Consider the following 18,518-nt stretch of genomic DNA (forward strand, 5'->3'; position numbering starts at 1 on the left):
ATTTTTCCGCTAATTGTTCGGGGCTAAGGTGGGTCTCGTTCATCTTCCAAGGTTCTCCTCCATGAATATCTTCCTGACCGGTGCCAACGGTTTTGTCGGCGGCAGCGTCGCTCACCGACTGATCGCTGAAGGGCACTCCATTCGCGGGTTGGTTCGCGATCCACAGAAAGCCGAATTGCTCAAAGCGCGGGGCATCACGCCGGTGATCGGCAGCCTCGACGATCACGCGCTATTGATCGCCGAAGCGAAAAGAGCCGACGCCGTGATCGACGCGGCCAACAGCGATCATGCCGGTGCTGTCGAGTCGTTCATCGAAGCGTTGAAAGGCTCCAACAAGCTGCTGATCCACACCAGCGGTTCAAGCATCATCGGCGATGACGCCAAGGGTAATTACCTGTCCGAAAACATCTTCGACGAGGACACGCCCTTCATCATCGAGTCGCTGAAACAGCCGCGCTACGATATTGACTTGCGCCTGATGAAGGCCGCCAGTGAAGGCATTCGCACCGTGGTGATCTGTCCGAGCAACATCTACGGCGTGGGCCACGGCCTGACCGATCACAGCTTTCAACTGCCGTTCCTGATCGCTCGGGCCCGTGAAACAGGCGTCCTGCGAATTATCGGCAAAGGTCTCAACCGCTGGTCCAACGTGCACATCGATGATGTGGCCGAACTGTTTGTACTGGCCCTGAAAAAAGCGCCGGCCGGAGCGTTCTACTTCATCGAGAACGGCGAGGCGTCGTTCGCCGATATTGGCGCGGCCCTCGCCGAACGCATGGCGCTGGGCCCGGTCCAGTCGTGGTCGGTGCAAGAAGCCGAACAGCACTGGGACCCGATGCACGTGCATTACACCTTCGGCACCAACAGCCGGGTGATCGCCAAGCGTGCCCGCGCGGAACTGGGCTGGGTACCTCGTCATAGCTCGATTCTTGACTGGATCAAGAACGAAATGCCGATATAAGCGGGCAAACGCTTAAAGCCGGTGAAACATCGTCTACGTTCATAACCTCAACTACCGAGGAGCCTGTGCAATGAATCGCAACGCACCGACTGTACATCCATACAGATAAAGATTGCTCCATCGCTCGTCAGCCGCCATTCTGTCCGCCTCTCGACAGTTGATGAGCGATGGTGGTTATGCGGCTGTACCTCTGTGAAAAACCTTCCCAGGCCAAAGACATTGCGGCCGTCCTCGGCGCCAGGCGTCGGGGCGACGGCTGCTGGCTGGGAACGGACGTCACGGTGACCTGGTGCATCGGCCATCTGCTGGAAACCGCGCCGCCGGACGCCTATGACGCGCGTTACAAGCGTTGGGTGCTAGCGGATCTGCCGATCATTCCAGAGAAGTGGAAGATGACCGTCAAACCGCGCACGGCCAGCCAGTACAAAGCGGTCAAGCGGCTGCTCGGCGAGGCCAGCGAACTGGTGATCGCCACCGATGCCGACCGTGAGGGCGAGATGATCGCCCGTGAACTGGTGGAGCATTGCCGTTATCGCGGGCCGATCCAGCGGCTATGGCTGTCGGCGCTGGACGATGCGTCGATCCGCAAGGCGTTGGCAGCCCTGAAGCCGGGGGCCGAGACCTTTAGCCTTTACCATTCGGCACTCGGTCGCTCCCGGGCCGACTGGTTGATCGGGATGAACATGAGCCGGCTGTTTACGCTATTGGGGCGTCAGTCGGGTTATCAGGGCGTATTGCCGGTCGGTCGGGTGCAAACGCCGACCCTGCGCCTGGTGGTGGATCGCGACCGCAGCATCGCCGACTTCGTGCCGGTCGCCTATTGGGCCATCGATGTGCAACTGCTGCACGACGGCACCGCATTCACCGCCCAGTGGCGTGCGGCCTCCGAGGTTTGCGACGATCAGGATCGCTGCCTGAATCAGGCGTTGGCGCAAAATGCAGCGGCAGCAATGGGCAGTGCGGCGAGTGCCCGGGTGATCAAACTGCGCACCGAGCGGATGCGCGAAGTCGCCCCCCTGCCCTTCGATCTGGGCACCTTGCAGGAAGTCTGCTCGAGAAAGCTCGGGCTCGGCGCCCAGGAAACCCTCGACATCGCCCAGGCCCTGTACGAAACCCACAAGGTCATCACCTATCCCCGCAGCGACTGCGGTTATCTGCCCGTGAGTCAGCACAGCGAAGCACCGGGCATTCTGACTGCGCTGAAGCAGGCTGATCCGGCGCTGAACGCCTTGAACGACTTCCTGCAGCCTCAGCGCCGCTCACGGGCCTGGAACGATGCCAAGGTCAGCGCGCACCACGGCATCATCCCCACCGCTGCGGCGAAAAACCTCGAGCGGCTGGCGGGCAAGCAGCGGGCGGTCTACACCCTGATCCGCGCGCGTTACCTGGCGCAGTTTCTGCCCAACCATGAATACGACCGGACCCAGGCCGACTTCGACTGCGCCGGTGAAGCCTTGCGGGCCGTCGGCAAGCAGATCATCGAGCCCGGCTGGAAACGTGCCCTGCCCGAGGCCCTCGCCCCGGCCAAGGGCCGCGAAGCACCGGCGCCGCAAACGCTGCCGGCATTGGCCGAAGGACGTGACTGCGCGGTGGCCGACGTCAAGCTCAAGGACCTCTGGACCCAACCGCCCAAACCGTTCACCGAAGGCGATCTGATCAAGGCGATGAAGAACGTCGCCAAACTGGTGGAAGATCCCCTGCTCAAGCAGAAACTCAAGGACACCACCGGCATCGGCACTGAAGCGACCCGCGCCTCGATCATCCAGGGTTTGCTCGACCGTGGTTATCTGATCAAGAACGGCAAGGCCCTGGCCGCCACCCCGGCGGCGTTCAGCCTGATCGACGCGGTGCCGCGCGCCATCGCCGACCCCGGGACGACGGCGATCTGGGAGCAGGCGCTGGACATGGTGCAGAGCGGCGAGATGAGCCTGGAAGAATTCGTCACCAAACAAGCCGCGTGGATGAGCAAACAAGTCGCCCGTTGCGCCGGCCTGAGCCTGACCATCAGTGGACCGGCAAGCCCCGCCGGGCGCGGTGCCACACCGTGGAAAAACAAGCGCAAGCCCGCCAAACGCAAGCCCTCGACGGGCACCAAACGCGCGGCAAAACCGGCGAGCAAGGCTTGAGGGCACTTCGGCTGCGCCAAAAGGGTCTAGTGTTCTTCAAGTCCAGCGACAACCCCATTTTCTGATAAGGCATCGACCATGATTATCGTGCATCACCTGAACAACTCCCGTTCCCAGCGGATTCTCTGGTTGCTGGAAGAACTCGCCATCCCTTACGAGCTGAAATGCTATCAGCGCGATCCGAAGACCAACCTGGCACCGCCGGAATTGAAAGCGATCAATGCCCTGGGTAAATCACCGGTCATCGAAGACGGCGCGCAGAAGCTGATCGAGTCCTCGGCGATCATCGACTACCTGATTCGCCGTCATGGCGACGGTCGCCTGCAACCCGATCCGTCCACCCCCGCCTATGACGAATACGTGCAGTGGCTGCATTTCGCCGAAGGCTCGGCGATGTTGCCGCTGATGTTGAACCTGTACGTGGGGCGTCTCGGTGAGGCCGGCGCGCCGTTGCATCCGCGGATCAATTCGGAGGTGGCCAACTACCTGAGCTACCTCGACACCGCTCTGAGCCAGTCCGATTACCTGCTGGGCGATGAGTTCAGCGCCGCCGACATCCAGATGAGTTTTATCGGTGAGATCGCCAGAGCCCAAGGCAAGCTCGACAACTATCCTCATATAGCGGCCTGGATTGAACGCTTTCAGGCCCGCCCGGCCTATCAAGCCGCACTGAAAAAAGGCGGGAAATACGATTTCGCCCCCCACTGAGTGAACACGCCCAGGCCAGGGATGGCCTGCACCTCAGGAGTAATCAACATGCCCTTGATCGAACTGCACGCCGCCCAGCGCGACGAACTGGAAACGATTGAAAACCTGATGCAGTTCTACATGTATGACTTCAGCGAGTGGCTGCCGCTGAAGCTCGGTGAGCATGGCTTCTTCAACGCCCAGCCCAAACCGGGTTATTGGCGCAACCCCGCAACCAGGCCGTTTCTGATCAAGGTCGACGGCGAATTGGCCGGTTTCGTGACGGTGGATGATGAAACCCATCTGCACGGCGCCGAGTACAACATCGGCTACTTTTTTGTTAGTCGACGCTTTCGTGGCCAAGGCGTCGCGAAGTTTGTCGTTTCCACCCTCTTGAGCCGGTTCCCCGGTCAATGGCAAATTTTCCACCTCGACGTGAATCAGCCTGCGCAGCGGTTCTGGGCTCGGGTCTTGCCCGAACTCACCCATGGCGAGTTCACCCTGCATCAGCTGCCGGTAGACGGTTATCCCTGCACCGTTTACCAATTCCAGGCATCGCTCCCAGCGTCCTGACTGACGCTTTCCCCTTCCGCTTTTTAATTCCAAACGACTTTGTCCGACAATATGTAGTGACCAAAAATAATCACTACAAACCGTTGACGCCTCCGATTTGCCCTTGCATGATGCAGACGTCTCCCCGATCGGGAGAACAGGCAACACGTTTGAGCAAGCTCGTCTGACCGCCGAGCTGTTTTTCCCGGATACACGCTGCCCACAAGGCAGATTGAAGAAGCTGACCTGGCCTGAACGTCCAGTACAAGGACGAGAAGCGCTGGCGATCAATCCTCATGAAGCTTGTGGTCGACCCTGAAAACGTCGGCAGTGGCCAGAAGGTTTTCGCCGCTTCTCCTCGTTGTGACGCTATTGCGTAGCAGTTATTCAACACGACTACATGCAACAGACGCGGGACCCCGTCAATTTGACGGCTGACCGCTGACGTCCTGGTTTCGGTGCCAGGGATCAACTAACCGATGGGCTACCTGTATTAGCGAATCAACTTTGAAAGATCACCAAATGGTCAAGGGGCTTACTATGAATCTGAACAATCAACCCACTATCGATGAACTGGCTCATCTGTTCGCTGCGCAAAAAGACAGCCATGACAGCCATATTCTGTGGATCAGCAAGTCGGGCCAGGTGCATATCGACTGCCTGTCGACGCACGCTGATGAAGCGGAGTTCGACAAGAACAACCAGAACCTGCTCGCCCGACTGAAGATGTACCGTCGCGGCCAAGGCTATGTCGGCAAGAAAGCCGCGGCTGACAAGGACTTCATCGGTAATGTTCTGCAAACGCTGAAACAGGCGTGGGCCTCGATGCAGAACCAGAACGAAGTTCGGGTGATTGATCGGTTCTACTGATACCTGCACACCCCATCCATAAAAAGGCCCCGCTCGTCATATCGAGCGGGGCCTTTTTGTTTGTCTCGTGCGCACCAAACAACGCTATGGTTAACCGTGTGCACTGGATCATTGGAGGTTTGTGATGAACATACAACTGACAGGCTTGCTGTTACTCGTAATGGCCAGTGCTGCCCATGCCAATAGCATCACCGGCGTTCCGTTGTTCGATGCGGACTGCCCCGGCAAAATCATCGTCCATGCGGACCAAGACGGACCGGTGTTGATCAACAGCAAGGAAGCCGAGACCAAAGCCATTGACGATCGCCGATTCGAAGCCAAGGGTTCGGGCGTCGTCATCTCGATCCTCCTCTCCGATGACGACTCGGTCACGGTGTCCTCCACGGGCAAGGCGCCCAATGGTGTGTGCCAATTAATAGAAGACTGACGTCGTCGACTCACCTGCGGCCGCACCCAACACCAGCTCCATAAAAGCCACCGACGCTGCGCTGTGATAGTTGTTTTTGCGTCGAAGCAGCGCGGCGCCTCGTTTGGGTGACTCCCCCAACAACGGGATTTTGCGCAACGCCCGGCCCTCGGTGGCAATGGGCTCCGGCAGGATGGTGGCGATGGCGGTGTACCGAATGACTTCCAGCAAGGTGCTCACCGAGTTGACCTCGATCACCACCTTCGGCGTGATCTGCTCCTGGGCAAAGTACTCATCAATGCGTGTGCGGGTAACGAAGTCGGGGGCCAGCAGCGCAAATTCCAGTTGCGCGACCTCTTGCGCGGACAACCCGACCTGGCTTTCGTATAACGGGTGATCGCGCCCCACCATGACACCCAACGTCTCGGTAAACGCCGGGATCGACTCGATATCGGCATTTCTGACCTGGGTAAACGCGATGGCGATGTCCAGTGAGTCATCCACCAGCCCGGCCTCGATGTCATCCATCGACAGCTCGAAAATCTGCAGATGGATGTTCGGATACCGCGCCACGTAATCGCGCACCAGTGGCCCCACCAGGTACGCCATGAACGTTGGCGTCATGGCCAGCCGCAAAGTGCCGCGGGACAAATCCTTTACGTCATGCAGCGCACGTTTGCCTGCCTCCAGTTCCACCAGCACCCGACGAGCACATTCGATGTAGGCCTCGCCCGCATCGGTGGGTTTCACCGTGCGCGAGGTTCGGTCGAACAGGCTGACGCCCAGGGTTTCTTCCAGTTGCCGGATCTGTTGGGACAGGGTCGGCTGCGAAACGTGAAGCGCCTCGGCGGCGCGGGTGAAACCGCCGTGGTCGGCGACCGCCAGCAAATAGCGCAAATGTCGGAGCAGCATGGGGAATCACCATCTATAGGCTGTGCTTATGCACTGCATTGTATATCGGTCTTGGACGCTATGGATCATTCGGCAGAAGATTGCTCCACACCCAAGCAACCTCACTCCCGACAGGAGAAACACCATGCAACAGTCCCACGCTTACAACGAACCAAGCCTGGCCCTGACCACGTCGATCCTCGATGCAAAAGCGCGCAAAAACCTGTCCTGGCAGGACCTCACCGACGGCACCGGCCTCGGTCTGGCCTACGTCACTGCCGCCCTGCTCGGTCAGCACCCGCTGCCGGAAAGCGCCGCCAAAGTGATTGGCGAGAAACTGGACCTGGACGCCGACTCCGTGGCCCGCCTGCAGATCATCCCGTTGCGTGGCAGCCTCTCGGGTGTCCCGACCGACCCGACCATCTACCGCTTCTACGAAATGATCCAGATTTACGGCACCACCCTGAAAGCCCTGGTTCATGAGCAATTCGGCGACGGCATCATCAGTGCGATCAACTTCAAGCTCGACATCAAGAAAGTCGAAGACCCGGAAGGCGGCTCCCGCGCAGTGATCACCCTCGACGGCAAGTTCCTGCCACTGCGTCCTTTCTAAGCGGTTGCCGGCCCATACCACGACGCTATATCCGTAGCAGCTGCCGAGCCTGCGTTCGAGGACGTAGTCCTCGCAGATCGAGGCGACTGCTGCGCAGCCGAACGCAGCCTCGCGGGCTCGGCAGCTGCTACAAAATAATCATTCGATTCACGTATTAGGACATCGCCATGAAAGCGCTCATCGAAGGTTTTTTGAAGTTCCAGAAAGACGCCTTTCCGCAACGGACCGACCTGTTCAAACACTTGGCCACCACCCAGCATCCGGGCACGCTGTTCATCACCTGTTCCGACAGCCGTGTCGTGCCGGAACTGCTGACCCAACAAGAACCCGGTGAACTGTTTGTGATCCGCAATGCCGGCAACATCGTGCCCTCCTACAGCCCTCACCCCGGCGGTGTGTCGGCCACGGTCGAATATGCGGTCGCAGTGCTCGGCGTCACCGACATTGTGATCTGCGGGCACTCGGACTGTGGCGCCATGACCGCCGTCGCCAAGTGCAAATGCATGGACCACCTGCCCGCCGTCAGCGGCTGGTTGCAACACGCCGAGTCAGCGAAAGTCATCAACGAATCCCGCCCTCACGCCAATGAAGCGGCGAAGGTGAGTTCAATGGTTCGGGAGAATGTCATCGCGCAACTGGCCAATATCCAGACGCATCCGAGCGTGCGCCTGGCTCAGGAGAAAGGCCTGTTGAATTTGCATGGTTGGGTTTACGACATCGAGACCGGTTCGGTCGACGCGCTGGATGCCGACAGCCACCGTTTTGTAGCGCTCGCCGAGTATCCGGACACCTGCGCCCTTCAAGCCCGATCCATAGACGCAGCCGCCTGAAGTATGTATCCATTGGCAGATAGACGATCGACGCAGCGCTCCCGGCTCACGGGAGCGCTGCACTGACACGATCGACCGGGTTATTTATCGTCCATCTTTGTTGACGATTGAGGCCGAGTTTCAGGGGTCTCTTCAGCGTTGGGGGGTTCTGGAATGCTGCCTGGCGTGAACACGTGAGTCAGCAAGTCTCTGGCATCGACGTCGACGACGCCCTGAACCGAACGGGTCAGAGCAACAGCCTGCTCACACTGTTTATGGGTGTTGACGCGGCCGCTCAATGCCACCGTGCCCCCGTGGGTTTTGACATGGATTTGCAGGCCAAGGCTGGGTTCAGCCATTGCCAAGGCTGACTTCACCCTGGCAGTAATCCACGTGTCGTGAACGCCCCTTTCCAGATCATGAGAGTATTGCTGAAAGGAATGAAGTTTCATGGTGTAACCCTCCCTCACGTCATCAGACGCACTGCCCATCCATTGGCTGTGCAGCCTTCTGACTCTCAGGCGAGCGTTATGGACATCAGATTCGTTTTGGAGTGCTCGCCACGCCCATACGGACGCACATTAAGTATAGTGCGGCCGTTGACTGGGGTCGTGGCGCTGGATCAGCGTTTGACCGACAGATCCGTCTGGGTCATGCGACTGCGGATCGTGAACACCCCATCTCCCGAGAGAATCGCGCTGCGAGCAAACAGGCGGCCACTCTCCCAGTTCGAAAGACCCAGTTCCGGCTTGTTCAGCGCGTACTGTCCGTCGACCCAGCGGGTAATCCCGTTACCGACAAAAGGTGCGTTGACCGCGTTATAGAAGCGTTCCTGAGCCGCGGCATCTTCACTGATCAACGACACGGTGAACTGCGGGCTATAGCGATTGAACAACGCGATGGCGCTGTCCAGGTCATCGACAATCTTCAGGCTGACTTCCGGGGTTTCTTCCCATTCCCACTCGCGGCCCAACTGATCCTCGGGCAGCGGTTCGGCCATGGCTTCGGTTTGATAGCCTTCGGCGCGGTACACCTCAACGCTCGCCGTCTGCCATTCGGTAGGCAAGTATTGTTCGCTGCCCTCAACGATGTGCAACTTGCAGCCCTGACCGCGAGCGATGCCGGCCTGTTGCAGCGCATCCAGGAACAACGGCACCAGTTCGGCGGCGCGGTCGCGCTGGATCAGGCAGACGTTCAGGGTGTTACAGACCTTGCGATCCAAAGAATTACGCACCACAGCGGCAAAGCGCTGGGCATCGGCGTCCTTGTCGGCGATCAGCCAGGCGCCACCGGTGCCGTGCAGGCTGACGGCGGTGCCGGCCTGCTGGGCGATGCTGCCCAGTTGGCTGACGGCGCGACCCGAACCACGGGCCACTGCCAGCGACAGGCGCCGGTCGGCGAACATCGCCCAACCGGCCGCGTGATTGACGCTTTCCACCAGCGACACCGCGCCGGTCGGCAACCCGGCGTCGCTCAGCGCCGGATTCAGTGCGTGGGTGACGATGGCTTGCGCCGTGCCCAACGCATCGCTGCCAATGCGCAACACCGCCGTGTTACCCGTGCGCAACACACCGGCGGCGTCGGCGAAGACGTTCGGCCGGCCTTCGAAGACGAACGCGACGATGCCCAGCGGCGAGACCACTTGCTCGACTTTCCAGCCGTCATGCTCGATGCAACTGACCACTTTGCCACGCGTGGCCGACGCATCACGCCAGGCCCTGAGGCCGGCGATCATGTCGCGGCGCATGCGTTCATCCGCCAGAAGCCGCGTGGTGGAGCGTCCGCGGGCCTTGGCCCGCTCGATGTCAGCCAGGTTGGCGGCTTCGATCAAGGCCCAGCAGTCAGGGTTTTCCAGGCGTTGGGCGAAGCGATCAAAGAACTCGCTGATGGCTTGATCGGAAACCGCGGACATTGCGCCGAAAGCCGCTTCGGCACGTTCGATTGCGATGGCCGCCGCTTGCTGGTCGGCCACCGGGATCAGCAACAATTCGCCGCTGACCTGCTCCACCAGCAAATGGTCCCCGGGCTGAAAGCGCGCGGCCAATTCGGGGCTGACCACAGAGACACGATTCCCGGCGAAAGGGATAGGCGTGCCAGCGACTAGACGTTCGAGCGCAAGAGACATGAAGCGTTTTCACCATGCAGTGGGCGGCCGGAAAATGTATAGGAAAATCCCTGGAGCGTCATTAACCGCACGCCTGCAAAAAGACCCGGGATGCGATGAACCTCTTTCAGGCAAAAGAGCACCTGGACATCACCACGGTGCTGGACGATGAAACGCTGGCGTGTTTGCGCAGCCGGGTCGAAGCGTTGCCGCGCTGACTAGAACACCGACCAGCCAATCCGCTGACTCAGCAACTCCAGCGCGGCCATGCCCGCGAGGGAGTTGCCGGCGGTGTTCAACTCCGGTGACCAGACGCACACCGTGAATTGCCCCGGCACCACCGCGACAATCCCTCCGCCCACGCCGCTCTTGCCGGGCAAACCGACGCGATAGGCAAAGTTGCCGGCTTCATCGTAGAGGCCGCTGGTGGCCATGATCGAGTTGACTTGCTGGGTCTGGCGGGCGCTGAGGATCTGCTCGCCGCTGTGCTTGCAGAAACCGTCATTGGCCAGAAAACAGAACGCCCGCGCCAGATCCACGCAGCTCATGCGCAGCGCGCAATGGCTGAAGTAACTGCGCAGTACTGCTTCGACGTCGTTGTGGAAATTGCCGAAAGACTGCATCAGATAAGCCATCGCCGCGTTGCGCGCGCGATGCTGGTATTCGGACTCGGCGACCTTGCCGTCCACCATGACTTGCGGGTTGCCGGACAGCCGACGGACAAAGTCGCGCATCGACAGTGCCGGCGCAGCAAAGCGTGACTGGTTGATGTCGCAGATCACCAGCGCACCGGCGTTGATGAAGGGGTTACGCGGGCGCCCGCGCTCGAACTCCAGTTGCACCAGCGAATTGAACGGTTGGCCGGAAGGCTCGTGACCCAGGCGCTTCCAAATGTCTTCGCCGGAGTGTCCGATGGCCTGCACCAGGCTGAACACCTTGGAAATACTCTGCACCGAGAACAACGTATGGGCATCGCCGGCGCAATACAGCTCGCCGTCATTGCCATACACCGCGATGCCCAACTGATCGGCCGGCACCGTACCGAGGGCGGGAATGTAATCAGCCACCTTGCCCTGGCCGATCAGGGGACGTACTGCGTCAAGGATCTCGTTCAACAGCGCTTGCATGCCGGGTTCCGAAGTCACGCCCCATGGGATTGCGGGGACACAGACGCTAGACGCCACTGGTCGGGGCCGGATCACAGTTTTGTACCAGCAAAATCCGAATTGATCCCCCCTGTAGGAGCTGCCGAAGGCTGCGATCTTTTGACTTTGATTTTAAGAACAAGATCAAAAGATCGCAGCCTTCGGCAGCTCCTACACCAACCGGTGTTGTATCCTGTATCACAGTGTGTACAGCGCCCCTCCGACACACCCCGCCCCTAAAACCCCACGCCAAAGACACATCGCAGATACACCTGCTTGATGAACTGTGCCTGTCGATTGGCCACGCCGATCAAAGCGCTCAACTCACTCAATGCTACGGAGTATCACCATGTTCAAGCTCTCGACTTCTTCCTTGACCCTCGGCCTGATCATCGCTGGCGGCCTGGCCCTGTCCAACGCGGCTTCTGCCTCCGAGTCCGAGGCGTTCAGCATGAAACAACTGGCCCACGGCTACAGCCAGGTCCAGGCCGACACGGCAGAAAAACCGGCGGAAGGTAAATGCGGCGAAGGCAAGTGCGGCGCTGGCGAGTAACCCACTGTATGGGGCACCGCGATGCCCCACGTCCCTGACTGAACGGAGATCAAGCCATGACCACCTCACTCTCTTCGGCTGTGAAAGGCCTGCACCTGAACCTCGACCGTGCCGGTAGCTGGATTGCGCCGCTGACCCTGCGGGTGTTCCTCGCCTGGGAGTTCTTCGAATCCGGCCTGGAAAAATTCAATGGCGAAAACTGGTTCGCCGATATTCAGGACAGCTTCCCGTTTCCCTTCAACCACGTGCCGGCCACGCTGAACTGGGAACTGTCGATGTGGGCCGAACTGATCTGCGCCCTGGCCATACTGGTCGGCCTGGGAACACGGATCTCGGCAGTCATGTTGATCGTGGTCACGGTCGTCGCGACCGCTGCCGTTCACTGGCCGGCCGATTGGTCTACATTGAGTGAGCTTGCCCAGGGTTACGCCATCAGCAACAAGGGTCACGGCAACTTCAAACTGCCGCTGATCTACCTCGCGGCCTTTATGCCGCTGTTGCTCTCGGGTGCCGGCAAGCTTAGCCTCGATGCGTTGCTGGCTCGAGTCTTCTGGCGTCGCGATAACCGCTGAGGCGCCAGGGGCTTGATAACGTCAAGAACCCGGCATCGACGACTGACAGCCCCAGCCAGCTTCACCCCACTCACATGTGAAGACAGGAGCCACCATGAGCGTGACCACCCAATGGATCGAGATCGACAGCGCCGACGGTAAATTCGGCGCTTACCTGGCGATTCCGCACACCCGCAAAGGCCCGGGGATCGTGTTGATCCAGGAAATTTTCGGCGTGAATGAACACATCCGCTCGGTCGCCGACCAATACGCTGCCGACGGTTACCTGGTGATTGCACCGGACCTGTTCTGGCGCAGCGGCGCGCGGATCGAACTGGGTTACGACGAGGCCGGCTGGAAACGCGCCGTCGAGTTGATGAACGCCACCGACGTCGGCAAGGCGCAGAAAGATATCGAACTGGCCATCGACGCCTTGAAAGCCCAGCCGGGTCTGGACGGCGGGATCGCTTCGATTGGTTACTGCTTCGGTGGTTTGCTCTCGTACCACACCGCCGCCAATGGGCTGGTGGACGTGGCCATCGCCTATTACGGCGGCGGAATCCAGAATCATCTGGACCGGGCCGATGAAATCGAAGTGCCGCTGCTGATGCACTTCGGTGAACAGGACAGCCATATTCCACTGGAAGCCGTGGAGAAAATCGCCGAGCGTTTCGATACCAACGATAACGTGGAAATTGTCGTGTACCCCGAGGCCGAACATGGCTTCAACTGCTCGCATCGCGACAGCTACAACCAGCGCGCAGCGGTTGAGGCACATGGCAACACGCTGATCTTTTTGGGTATGGAACTGTAAGACCAGGCGAGTAAAAGGGGACTTCCAGAGTCCCCTTTTTTGTGTCTGCCGTTTAACGACTGAGCTCTTCCACGGTATCGGTCACCGCCAATTTCGGATGTGCACTGCGCTCATGCACATGGCTCGTCGGTGTGCGGTCGATCAGCAGGCTCAGCAGTTCCGGGCGGCTGTAGTGACCGCGCGAATCCATCATGCGTTTGCGCTTGTCGATCAGGCTCATGTCGAGGTCGACAATCACCTCGCCTTCGCCTTCAGTCAGCGAGCCCTGCACCACGCCGTCCGGGCTGATGATCGCAGTGAAGCAACCGCCGGAAATCGGGCCAATGGGGCAGCCGGTATCGGCCATGATTTGCGCCTGTTGTTCAGGGTTCAGCCAGGCCGTGGAGTTGACCACGAAGCACGCTGCCTCCAATGCATGCTGTCGGATGCTGACTTCCATTTGTGAAGCAAACAACGGCCCCGCAAACGATCCTGGATACATCGCCGCATGGATCTGTTCGCCATCGGCCATCAAGGCGTAACGGGCCAGCGGGTTGTAATGTTCCCAGCAGGCCAGTTGGCCGATGCGCCCTACCGCGCTGTCGGTGGCGCGCAGGCCTGAGCCGTCGCCCATGCCCCAGATCATCCGTTCGTGATAGGTCGGGGAAATCTTGCGGCGATGCTGAATCAGGGTGCCGTCGGCATCGAACAACAACTGCGTGTTGTACAGCGTGCCGCCGTCGCGTTCATTGACGCCGATGGAAACCACCATGCCAACCTGTCTGGCGGCGGCGCCGATGGCCTCGGTGGCAGCCGAAGGGACAGTGACGGCCTGATCCAGCAGTTTGAGGTGTTCAGCCGCCATTTCGAAAGGCGACTGAACGAACGAGAAGTACGGGTAGTAAGGCACGATGGTTTCCGGGAACACGGCGAACTGCACGCCCTGCTCACCGAGTTCGAGAATCTTCTGCACCACTTTGTCGACGGTGCCTTCACGGCTGTAGAGCACTGGGCTGATTTGTACGGCGGCGGCTTTTACGAGGGTCATGACGGGGATCTCATTGAGGGAGTGGACTTCAACGAGATCAAAATTACGCCGATAATATTTAGACCGGAATGTCGAATACACCACCTTTTAGGACATCCTGAGCGTCAGCCTCGATTCGCGCGCTGGATCACTTGCGGTGGCTGGCCAAATGCACGGATAAACGCCCGACGCATCCGCTCCCTATCGCCAAAACCGGTATCGGTCGCCACCACGTCGATGGGGTGCCGCCCGGTTTCCATCATCAGGCGCGCCGCTTCCACCCGCAGGTTTTCGATGGCCTTGGCCGGTGATTGCCCGGTTTCGGCATGGAACACGCGGCTGAACTGCCGAGGGCTGAGGTTGGCGGCGCTGGCCAACTCCTCGACCGACAGCGCGGACTTCAGGTTCTGCTTGGCATAGGCCAACGCGGCCTGGATGCGATCGGTCTTGGGTTCCAGTTCGAGCATCACCGAAAACTGCGACTGCCCTCCCGCGCGCCGGTGGTACACCACCAATTGCCGGGCAACCCGCCGCGCCACCTCCGCGCCCAGATCCTTTTCCACCAGCGCCAGCGCCAGATCGACGCAAGCGCTCATGCCCGCGGCCGTCCAGATATTGCCGTCGTTGATGAAGATCCGGTCTTCCTCGACCTTCACCTTCGGGTACGCCTTCTGCAGCGCCGGTGCATGACACCAGTGCGTGGTCGCGCGTCGACCGTCCAGCAAACCAGCCTCGGCCAGCGCAATGGCGCCGGTGCAGATCGAGCCCAGACGCCGGGTGGTCCGGCTGGCGTTGCGCAAAAACGCCACCATGCCCGGCGATACCGGACGGATCAGGTTGTCGCCCATCACCAGCAGCGTGTCGAACGAGCGCTGGTCGAACGCCGTGGTTTCCACGCCAAACCCGGCGGAGGTCTGCACCGTACCGCCGCGCTCGGACAGCAAGGCAATGCTGTACGCCGGTTCGTCTGTGGCCATGTTGGCCAACTCGAACGTGGCGCACATGGCCAGGCCAAACACCTGAAACCCGGGGTAAACGATGAGTCCGATGGAGTGCATGGCGGTTGGCTCTTCTGACCTTAAAGGTGGCATGCCTGATTTAACAGCCACTGACGTTGCATCGCAAGATGATCGTCATTGCACGCTTAGGGTACTGACGCTAACCGGCATTGGCGGCTCGGCCATTGTCGATGCGCTGAACTATGCGAAGTTCTAGCAGCAACGGGTATTGCATTTTCCACTGCCGAAACGGGCCTCCTGACGCTCACGGAAAAACGCCGAATAGCTCATGACCGGCTCGCCGGGATGATTGAGCGCCATTTGCGCAACGTAGTTATCGTAATCGGGCACGCCAACCATTAAACGCGCGCTCTGGCTGAGGAACTTCGCGACATGCTTCAGTTTGCTGTACATGGCAAATCTCTCTATGACTGTGGGTCTGGCCCATGAAAGCGCACCGATGTATCTGCAATGTGTCAGCTCCGGGGCGCTTTGTATGTTCAAGTATCAAACGCATCGATGCACAACGCCCGGCTCGTTCTCACGCTAGGCTGAAGAATAACGACATCGTGAAAGGAGGCGTTCGAGATGCAACTCATCACGTTGAAAATCGACAAGCCTGAAGCAACGAACTTCATTTTGGGTCAGACCCACTTCATCAAGTCCGTCGAGGACATCCACGAAGCGTTGGTCAATGCCGTGCCAGGTATCCGCTTTGGCGTGGCCTTTTGCGAAGCGTCCGGCGAATGCCTGGTGCGCTGGTCCGGCACCGACACCGCCATGATCGAACTGGCACGGAGCAATGCCCAAGCCATCGGCGCAGGCCATAGCTTCATCATTTTCCTCGACGATGGCTTCTATCCCGTAAACGTGTTGAACGCCGTCAAAATGGTTCCAGAGGTGTGCCGTATTTTTTGTGCAACGGCCAACCCGACTGAAGTGATTCTTGCCGAGACGGACCAAGGACGAGCGATTCTGGGCGTGGTGGATGGCTACTGTGCCCGTGGCATTGAAGGCGAGGAAGACATCCTGTGGCGCAAGAACCTGTTGCGGCAGATCGGCTACAAACTTTGAGCACCTTCCGTTAAACAGGCTTGGCTAACACCTCCGCCGCAATGGAACAGGCAATCATGCTGGCGAAGTAGAGCGCAGAGCCTGTTTTCTGCAAGTCCCACCAGGCCACCGCCAGTTGATTGCACCGTCCACCCAGAACCATCAGCAAAAAGCTGAATTGCACTTTCAGCAGACGCCGGTCGATGCCGGGAAAGCCCCACGTCATTGTGTTCGCGTGAACATTTTTACCTGCTTGTGCAGCAGAAATCGGGAAGGAGTCTAATATTGAATTGCCATAGATCGGTCCATCCCATATTTGCGTAATGATGCGAAGGATCATTGGCATGCCGGCGGCTTTGGCGCCAACACCGGACCGGTGATGGCTAAATAGATTTCAACTTGGAGGGAACCATGAGCAATCTCATCGCCAGCGGCGAGCCACCTGAAGCCGTCCGCCTCATGGTCAAGGTTTACGCCTACTTGCTGCTCGCAGGGTTTGCGTTTGTTCCGGCCTATCTGATTGGCTACTTATACGTCTTTCAAGACCCCACCCTTATTTTCGAAAACCACCTGTTCCATATCATTGCGATCACGGCAGCCACCTTGGCGGGCCTGTTTGTGACTTACGTCACGTGGCGCTGCTATCAGTCATCGGGAGATCCGCTGCTGCGATGGATGACGCTAGGTTTTCTCGGTTTTGTACTGATCTACGCGTTGCATGGTGCGTTCACCGGGCTTGCACACCACAATATCTGGCTCTTCCTGCTGTATGGACCGGCCTCTCGACTGGTCATGTCGATTCTGCTGTTAGTCGGAATGCTGTCGTACCACCGCCCACCCGATGCCGCGGACCAACGAATGAAGGCCCGCCCGTGGTTGACCTGGATAGGACTGTTCCTGCTGGTTGACGTGGCAGTGGCGTACGTCGCGAATTCACCGATCGCCGGCAACCTCGCGGTGCGCCTTTCGATGGAAGGTGGTGCCCTCGCTCTATCCACATTGACTGTGGCAATACTCTTGCTGCGCCGTATCCGTTCGCCGCTGATGATGATTTTTGTCGTCTCGGTCACCGCGTTCGCGCTGTCATCGCTTGCCTTCATCCTTGCACGTCCGTGGAACCACATGTGGTGGCTCGCTCATGCGATCTTCGCCGGTGGATTCTTCATGTTGAGCTATGGGGTCGTGCAAGCGTTCCTCACCACGCGGTCGTTCTCGAAGATTTACAGCCAAGAGGAGCTGATGGTGCGTCTTGCCGAAGCGATGGCGTATACCGAGAGCGCCCTGCAGGAACTCCAGCGCACCAATCAAGAACTCGGGCACCTTGCGGCGACCGATCCACTGACGGGTGCTGATAATCGGCGTCGATTCATGGAGCGACTCGAAGTCGAAATGGGCCGGACCAAGCGCGGCGGTGAGCCGTTCTCCGTGTTGGCACTCGATCTGGATAATTTCAAGTCCATCAACGATCGCTTCGGGCATCAGGTTGGCGATGACATCCTGAAGGATTTCGTGGAGAAATGCCTCGATTCGATCCGGCCGTATGACGGCGTAGCCCGAGTGGGCGGGGAAGAATTCATGATTCTGCTACCTCAGACTTCACTCGAAGGCGCGCACGTGATCGCTGAGCGTCTGCGAAGTACCGTCGCAAACAATTCTTTTCATGGCCTGCAGCGGTTAACCGTGGTCACCGTGAGCATCGGCGTATCGCAATCCGGCCGCGACGGCGACACCATCGAGGCCATTCTGCGTACAGCCGATCAACGCCTGTATCACGCTAAACACGAAGGCCGTAATCGTGTGGTCACGACCATCAAAACCAGCCTCCAATCTATGTGAAAGCGTCGGCATCGTCCCGGTCGCGCTGATCAATCAATTGTCGATGCTGAGTGATTACATTGATCCGGCCGAACGTCTGGTAGCGTGCCCGACTCAGGACGTGGTGTACGGCGCGGGCAGCGGCGAAACCAAATGGGTGATGCCGGAAAAATTCTTCGACGAGTTGCCGGCACTGCTCCAGGACGCCAAACCGTTGCCGGGCGAAGAAGCCCGTTACGCGCAAATGGCCGCCCTCGCGGCCATCGCCAAGGCCGATCCGCACGTGACCTTTGCCAAAGGTCAGCTGCCACCGGTGAAAGGCTTCTGGTCGCTGACCCTGTACAACGAACAGCACTTCTTTTCCCCCAATGATCTCAAGCGTTACTCGATCGGCACCAAGAACAAATCTCTGCAAGCCAATACATCTGGGCGCTGTCGGCGTTGAACATGTACGCCATGAAAGAAGGCTCGGAAAAAGCCTTCGGTGCTGGTTACAACCGCCAGGTTTGCAGGGCATTCTCAATGACTTCTTCCAACGGCCAATCTGCTCCGAGGGCCAGATCG

22 protein-coding genes and 1 pseudogene are annotated in these 18,518 nt (G+C 59.3%); 15 read left to right on the plus strand and 8 right to left on the minus strand.

Annotated features, from left to right (window positions below):
- Positions 1-61: 61 nt before the first annotated feature.
- From ACMXYJ_RS20390 to ACMXYJ_RS20415, 6 genes are all read left to right on the plus strand, one after another.
- Positions 62-961: an NAD-dependent epimerase/dehydratase family protein gene (locus tag ACMXYJ_RS20390; RefSeq protein WP_415756638.1), complete on the plus strand. Its 900-nt coding sequence runs from the start codon at positions 62-64 to the stop codon at positions 959-961.
- Between the two features lie 176 nt (positions 962-1,137).
- The gene (locus ACMXYJ_RS20395) at positions 1,138-3,087 is read left to right on the plus strand and encodes a DNA topoisomerase III (protein ID WP_415756639.1); all 1,950 of its coding nucleotides are present in this window, start codon (positions 1,138-1,140) and stop codon (positions 3,085-3,087) included.
- A 78-nt stretch (positions 3,088-3,165) separates the two neighbouring features.
- Positions 3,166-3,795: a glutathione S-transferase family protein gene (locus ACMXYJ_RS20400; protein ID WP_415756640.1), complete on the plus strand. Its 630-nt coding sequence runs from the start codon at positions 3,166-3,168 to the stop codon at positions 3,793-3,795.
- Positions 3,796-3,843: 48 nt separating this feature from the next.
- Positions 3,844-4,347 (plus strand): GNAT family N-acetyltransferase, encoded by a 504-nt coding sequence (locus ACMXYJ_RS20405; protein ID WP_415756641.1) that lies wholly within the window; start codon positions 3,844-3,846, stop codon positions 4,345-4,347.
- A 519-nt stretch (positions 4,348-4,866) separates the two neighbouring features.
- Positions 4,867-5,196 carry a hypothetical protein gene (locus ACMXYJ_RS20410; RefSeq protein WP_415756642.1) on the plus strand — a complete coding sequence of 110 codons (330 nt, stop codon included), beginning with the start codon at positions 4,867-4,869 and terminating at the stop codon, positions 5,194-5,196.
- A 124-nt stretch (positions 5,197-5,320) separates the two neighbouring features.
- Entirely contained in the window at positions 5,321-5,623 is a 303-nt protein-coding gene (locus ACMXYJ_RS20415; protein ID WP_056741688.1) for a hypothetical protein, read from the plus strand.
- Here ACMXYJ_RS20415 and cynR read toward each other — a convergent pair.
- The gene (cynR, locus tag ACMXYJ_RS20420) at positions 5,609-6,514 is read right to left on the minus strand and encodes a transcriptional regulator CynR (RefSeq protein WP_415756643.1); all 906 of its coding nucleotides are present in this window, start codon (positions 6,512-6,514) and stop codon (positions 5,609-5,611) included. The genes ACMXYJ_RS20415 and cynR overlap by 15 nt on opposite strands.
- Before the next feature lie 124 nt (positions 6,515-6,638).
- Here cynR and cynS point away from each other — a divergent pair, with 124 nt between their 5' ends.
- Positions 6,639-7,106, plus strand: a complete 468-nt coding sequence (cynS, locus tag ACMXYJ_RS20425) for a cyanase (RefSeq protein ID WP_415756644.1) — start codon at positions 6,639-6,641, stop codon at positions 7,104-7,106.
- A gap of 167 nt (positions 7,107-7,273) precedes the next feature.
- Positions 7,274-7,936 (plus strand): carbonic anhydrase, encoded by a 663-nt coding sequence (locus ACMXYJ_RS20430; protein ID WP_415756645.1) that lies wholly within the window; start codon positions 7,274-7,276, stop codon positions 7,934-7,936.
- Between the two features lie 80 nt (positions 7,937-8,016).
- Here the strand turns inward: ACMXYJ_RS20430 and ACMXYJ_RS20435 are convergent, their stop codons facing one another.
- The 3 genes from ACMXYJ_RS20435 to glsB all read right to left on the minus strand — a co-directional run bounded on the left by ACMXYJ_RS20435 (position 8,017) and on the right by glsB (position 11,146).
- Positions 8,017-8,367, minus strand: coding sequence for a BON domain-containing protein (locus ACMXYJ_RS20435; RefSeq protein WP_415756646.1), 351 nt, complete (start codon positions 8,365-8,367; stop codon positions 8,017-8,019).
- 170 nt (positions 8,368-8,537) lie between these two features.
- Positions 8,538-10,040: an aldehyde dehydrogenase family protein gene (locus tag ACMXYJ_RS20440; RefSeq protein WP_415756647.1), complete on the minus strand. Its 1,503-nt coding sequence runs from the start codon at positions 10,038-10,040 to the stop codon at positions 8,538-8,540.
- 197 nt (positions 10,041-10,237) lie between these two features.
- Entirely contained in the window at positions 10,238-11,146 is a 909-nt protein-coding gene (glsB, locus tag ACMXYJ_RS20445; protein ID WP_415756648.1) for a glutaminase B, read from the minus strand.
- A 367-nt stretch (positions 11,147-11,513) separates the two neighbouring features.
- Here glsB and ACMXYJ_RS20450 point away from each other — a divergent pair, with 367 nt between their 5' ends.
- The 3 genes from ACMXYJ_RS20450 to ACMXYJ_RS20460 all read left to right on the plus strand — a co-directional run bounded on the left by ACMXYJ_RS20450 (position 11,514) and on the right by ACMXYJ_RS20460 (position 13,082).
- Positions 11,514-11,717, plus strand: a complete 204-nt coding sequence (locus tag ACMXYJ_RS20450; protein WP_095132146.1) for an HvfA family oxazolone/thioamide-modified RiPP metallophore — start codon at positions 11,514-11,516, stop codon at positions 11,715-11,717.
- Between the two features lie 56 nt (positions 11,718-11,773).
- On the plus strand, positions 11,774-12,289 hold the full coding sequence (locus ACMXYJ_RS20455) for an HvfX family Cu-binding RiPP maturation protein (protein ID WP_415756649.1): 516 nt from the start codon (positions 11,774-11,776) through the stop codon (positions 12,287-12,289).
- 94 nt (positions 12,290-12,383) lie between these two features.
- Positions 12,384-13,082, plus strand: a complete 699-nt coding sequence (locus ACMXYJ_RS20460) for a dienelactone hydrolase family protein (RefSeq protein WP_415756650.1) — start codon at positions 12,384-12,386, stop codon at positions 13,080-13,082.
- 52 nt (positions 13,083-13,134) lie between these two features.
- Here the strand turns inward: ACMXYJ_RS20460 and ACMXYJ_RS20465 are convergent, their stop codons facing one another.
- Positions 13,135-14,109: a nitrilase-related carbon-nitrogen hydrolase gene (locus ACMXYJ_RS20465; protein WP_415756651.1), complete on the minus strand. Its 975-nt coding sequence runs from the start codon at positions 14,107-14,109 to the stop codon at positions 13,135-13,137.
- A gap of 104 nt (positions 14,110-14,213) precedes the next feature.
- Positions 14,214-15,146: a GlxA family transcriptional regulator gene (locus ACMXYJ_RS20470; RefSeq protein ID WP_415756652.1), complete on the minus strand. Its 933-nt coding sequence runs from the start codon at positions 15,144-15,146 to the stop codon at positions 14,214-14,216.
- Between the two features lie 31 nt (positions 15,147-15,177).
- Between ACMXYJ_RS20470 and ACMXYJ_RS20475 the strand changes: the two genes are divergently transcribed.
- Positions 15,178-15,303 (plus strand): hypothetical protein, encoded by a 126-nt coding sequence (locus ACMXYJ_RS20475; RefSeq protein WP_415756653.1) that lies wholly within the window; start codon positions 15,178-15,180, stop codon positions 15,301-15,303.
- On the opposite strand, the gene ACMXYJ_RS20480 is transcribed toward ACMXYJ_RS20475, so the two are convergent.
- A complete protein-coding gene (locus ACMXYJ_RS20480; protein ID WP_415756654.1) occupies positions 15,300-15,500 on the minus strand; it encodes a YbdD/YjiX family protein in 201 nt (66 codons plus the stop codon). The genes ACMXYJ_RS20475 and ACMXYJ_RS20480 overlap by 4 nt on opposite strands.
- Positions 15,501-15,674: 174 nt before the next feature.
- On the opposite strand from ACMXYJ_RS20480, the gene ACMXYJ_RS20485 reads away from it, so the two are divergent.
- The gene (locus tag ACMXYJ_RS20485) at positions 15,675-16,160 is read left to right on the plus strand and encodes an adenosine-specific kinase (protein WP_415756655.1); all 486 of its coding nucleotides are present in this window, start codon (positions 15,675-15,677) and stop codon (positions 16,158-16,160) included.
- 10 nt (positions 16,161-16,170) lie between these two features.
- On the opposite strand, the gene ACMXYJ_RS20490 is transcribed toward ACMXYJ_RS20485, so the two are convergent.
- On the minus strand, positions 16,171-16,479 hold the full coding sequence (locus ACMXYJ_RS20490; protein ID WP_415756656.1) for a hypothetical protein: 309 nt from the start codon (positions 16,477-16,479) through the stop codon (positions 16,171-16,173).
- A 71-nt stretch (positions 16,480-16,550) separates the two neighbouring features.
- On the opposite strand from ACMXYJ_RS20490, the gene ACMXYJ_RS20495 reads away from it, so the two are divergent.
- Positions 16,551-17,975, plus strand: coding sequence for a GGDEF domain-containing protein (locus tag ACMXYJ_RS20495; protein ID WP_415756657.1), 1,425 nt, complete (start codon positions 16,551-16,553; stop codon positions 17,973-17,975).
- Between the two features lie 7 nt (positions 17,976-17,982).
- Positions 17,983-18,384 (plus strand): annotated as a pseudogene (locus ACMXYJ_RS20500) (DUF1214 domain-containing protein); the annotation flags it as partial.
- Positions 18,385-18,518: the final 134 nt, after the last annotated feature.

The sequence above is a fragment of the Pseudomonas arabinosi genome (assembly GCF_047758675.1).
Taxonomy (GTDB): Bacteria; Pseudomonadota; Gammaproteobacteria; order Pseudomonadales; family Pseudomonadaceae; genus Aquipseudomonas; species Aquipseudomonas arabinosi.

Bases quoted from the DNA above. Each gene is read 5' to 3' on its own strand.
- ACMXYJ_RS20460 (WP_415756650.1), top strand. From the start codon at position 12,384: ATGAGCGTGACCACCCAATGGATCGAGATCGACAGCGCCGACGGTAAA.
- ACMXYJ_RS20410 (WP_415756642.1), top strand. From the start codon at position 4,867: ATGAATCTGAACAATCAACCCACTATCGATGAACTGGCTCATCTGTTC.
- ACMXYJ_RS20485 (WP_415756655.1), top strand. From the start codon at position 15,675: ATGCAACTCATCACGTTGAAAATCGACAAGCCTGAAGCAACGAACTTC.
- ACMXYJ_RS20495 (WP_415756657.1), top strand. From the start codon at position 16,551: ATGAGCAATCTCATCGCCAGCGGCGAGCCACCTGAAGCCGTCCGCCTC.
- ACMXYJ_RS20450 (WP_095132146.1), top strand. From the start codon at position 11,514: ATGTTCAAGCTCTCGACTTCTTCCTTGACCCTCGGCCTGATCATCGCT.
- ACMXYJ_RS20415 (WP_056741688.1), top strand. From the start codon at position 5,321: ATGAACATACAACTGACAGGCTTGCTGTTACTCGTAATGGCCAGTGCT.
- cynR (WP_415756643.1), bottom strand. From the start codon at position 6,514: ATGCTGCTCCGACATTTGCGCTATTTGCTGGCGGTCGCCGACCACGGC.
- ACMXYJ_RS20440 (WP_415756647.1), bottom strand. From the start codon at position 10,040: ATGTCTCTTGCGCTCGAACGTCTAGTCGCTGGCACGCCTATCCCTTTC.
- glsB (WP_415756648.1), bottom strand. From the start codon at position 11,146: ATGCAAGCGCTGTTGAACGAGATCCTTGACGCAGTACGTCCCCTGATC.
- cynS (WP_415756644.1), top strand. From the start codon at position 6,639: ATGCAACAGTCCCACGCTTACAACGAACCAAGCCTGGCCCTGACCACG.
- ACMXYJ_RS20395 (WP_415756639.1), top strand. From the start codon at position 1,138: ATGCGGCTGTACCTCTGTGAAAAACCTTCCCAGGCCAAAGACATTGCG.
- ACMXYJ_RS20430 (WP_415756645.1), top strand. From the start codon at position 7,274: ATGAAAGCGCTCATCGAAGGTTTTTTGAAGTTCCAGAAAGACGCCTTT.
- ACMXYJ_RS20390 (WP_415756638.1), top strand. From the start codon at position 62: ATGAATATCTTCCTGACCGGTGCCAACGGTTTTGTCGGCGGCAGCGTC.
- ACMXYJ_RS20480 (WP_415756654.1), bottom strand. From the start codon at position 15,500: ATGTACAGCAAACTGAAGCATGTCGCGAAGTTCCTCAGCCAGAGCGCG.
- ACMXYJ_RS20405 (WP_415756641.1), top strand. From the start codon at position 3,844: ATGCCCTTGATCGAACTGCACGCCGCCCAGCGCGACGAACTGGAAACG.
- ACMXYJ_RS20490 (WP_415756656.1), bottom strand. From the start codon at position 16,479: ATGATCCTTCGCATCATTACGCAAATATGGGATGGACCGATCTATGGC.
- ACMXYJ_RS20465 (WP_415756651.1), bottom strand. From the start codon at position 14,109: ATGACCCTCGTAAAAGCCGCCGCCGTACAAATCAGCCCAGTGCTCTAC.
- ACMXYJ_RS20470 (WP_415756652.1), bottom strand. From the start codon at position 15,146: ATGCACTCCATCGGACTCATCGTTTACCCCGGGTTTCAGGTGTTTGGC.
- ACMXYJ_RS20400 (WP_415756640.1), top strand. From the start codon at position 3,166: ATGATTATCGTGCATCACCTGAACAACTCCCGTTCCCAGCGGATTCTC.
- ACMXYJ_RS20455 (WP_415756649.1), top strand. From the start codon at position 11,774: ATGACCACCTCACTCTCTTCGGCTGTGAAAGGCCTGCACCTGAACCTC.
- ACMXYJ_RS20435 (WP_415756646.1), bottom strand. From the start codon at position 8,367: ATGAAACTTCATTCCTTTCAGCAATACTCTCATGATCTGGAAAGGGGC.
- ACMXYJ_RS20475 (WP_415756653.1), top strand. From the start codon at position 15,178: ATGCCTGATTTAACAGCCACTGACGTTGCATCGCAAGATGATCGTCAT.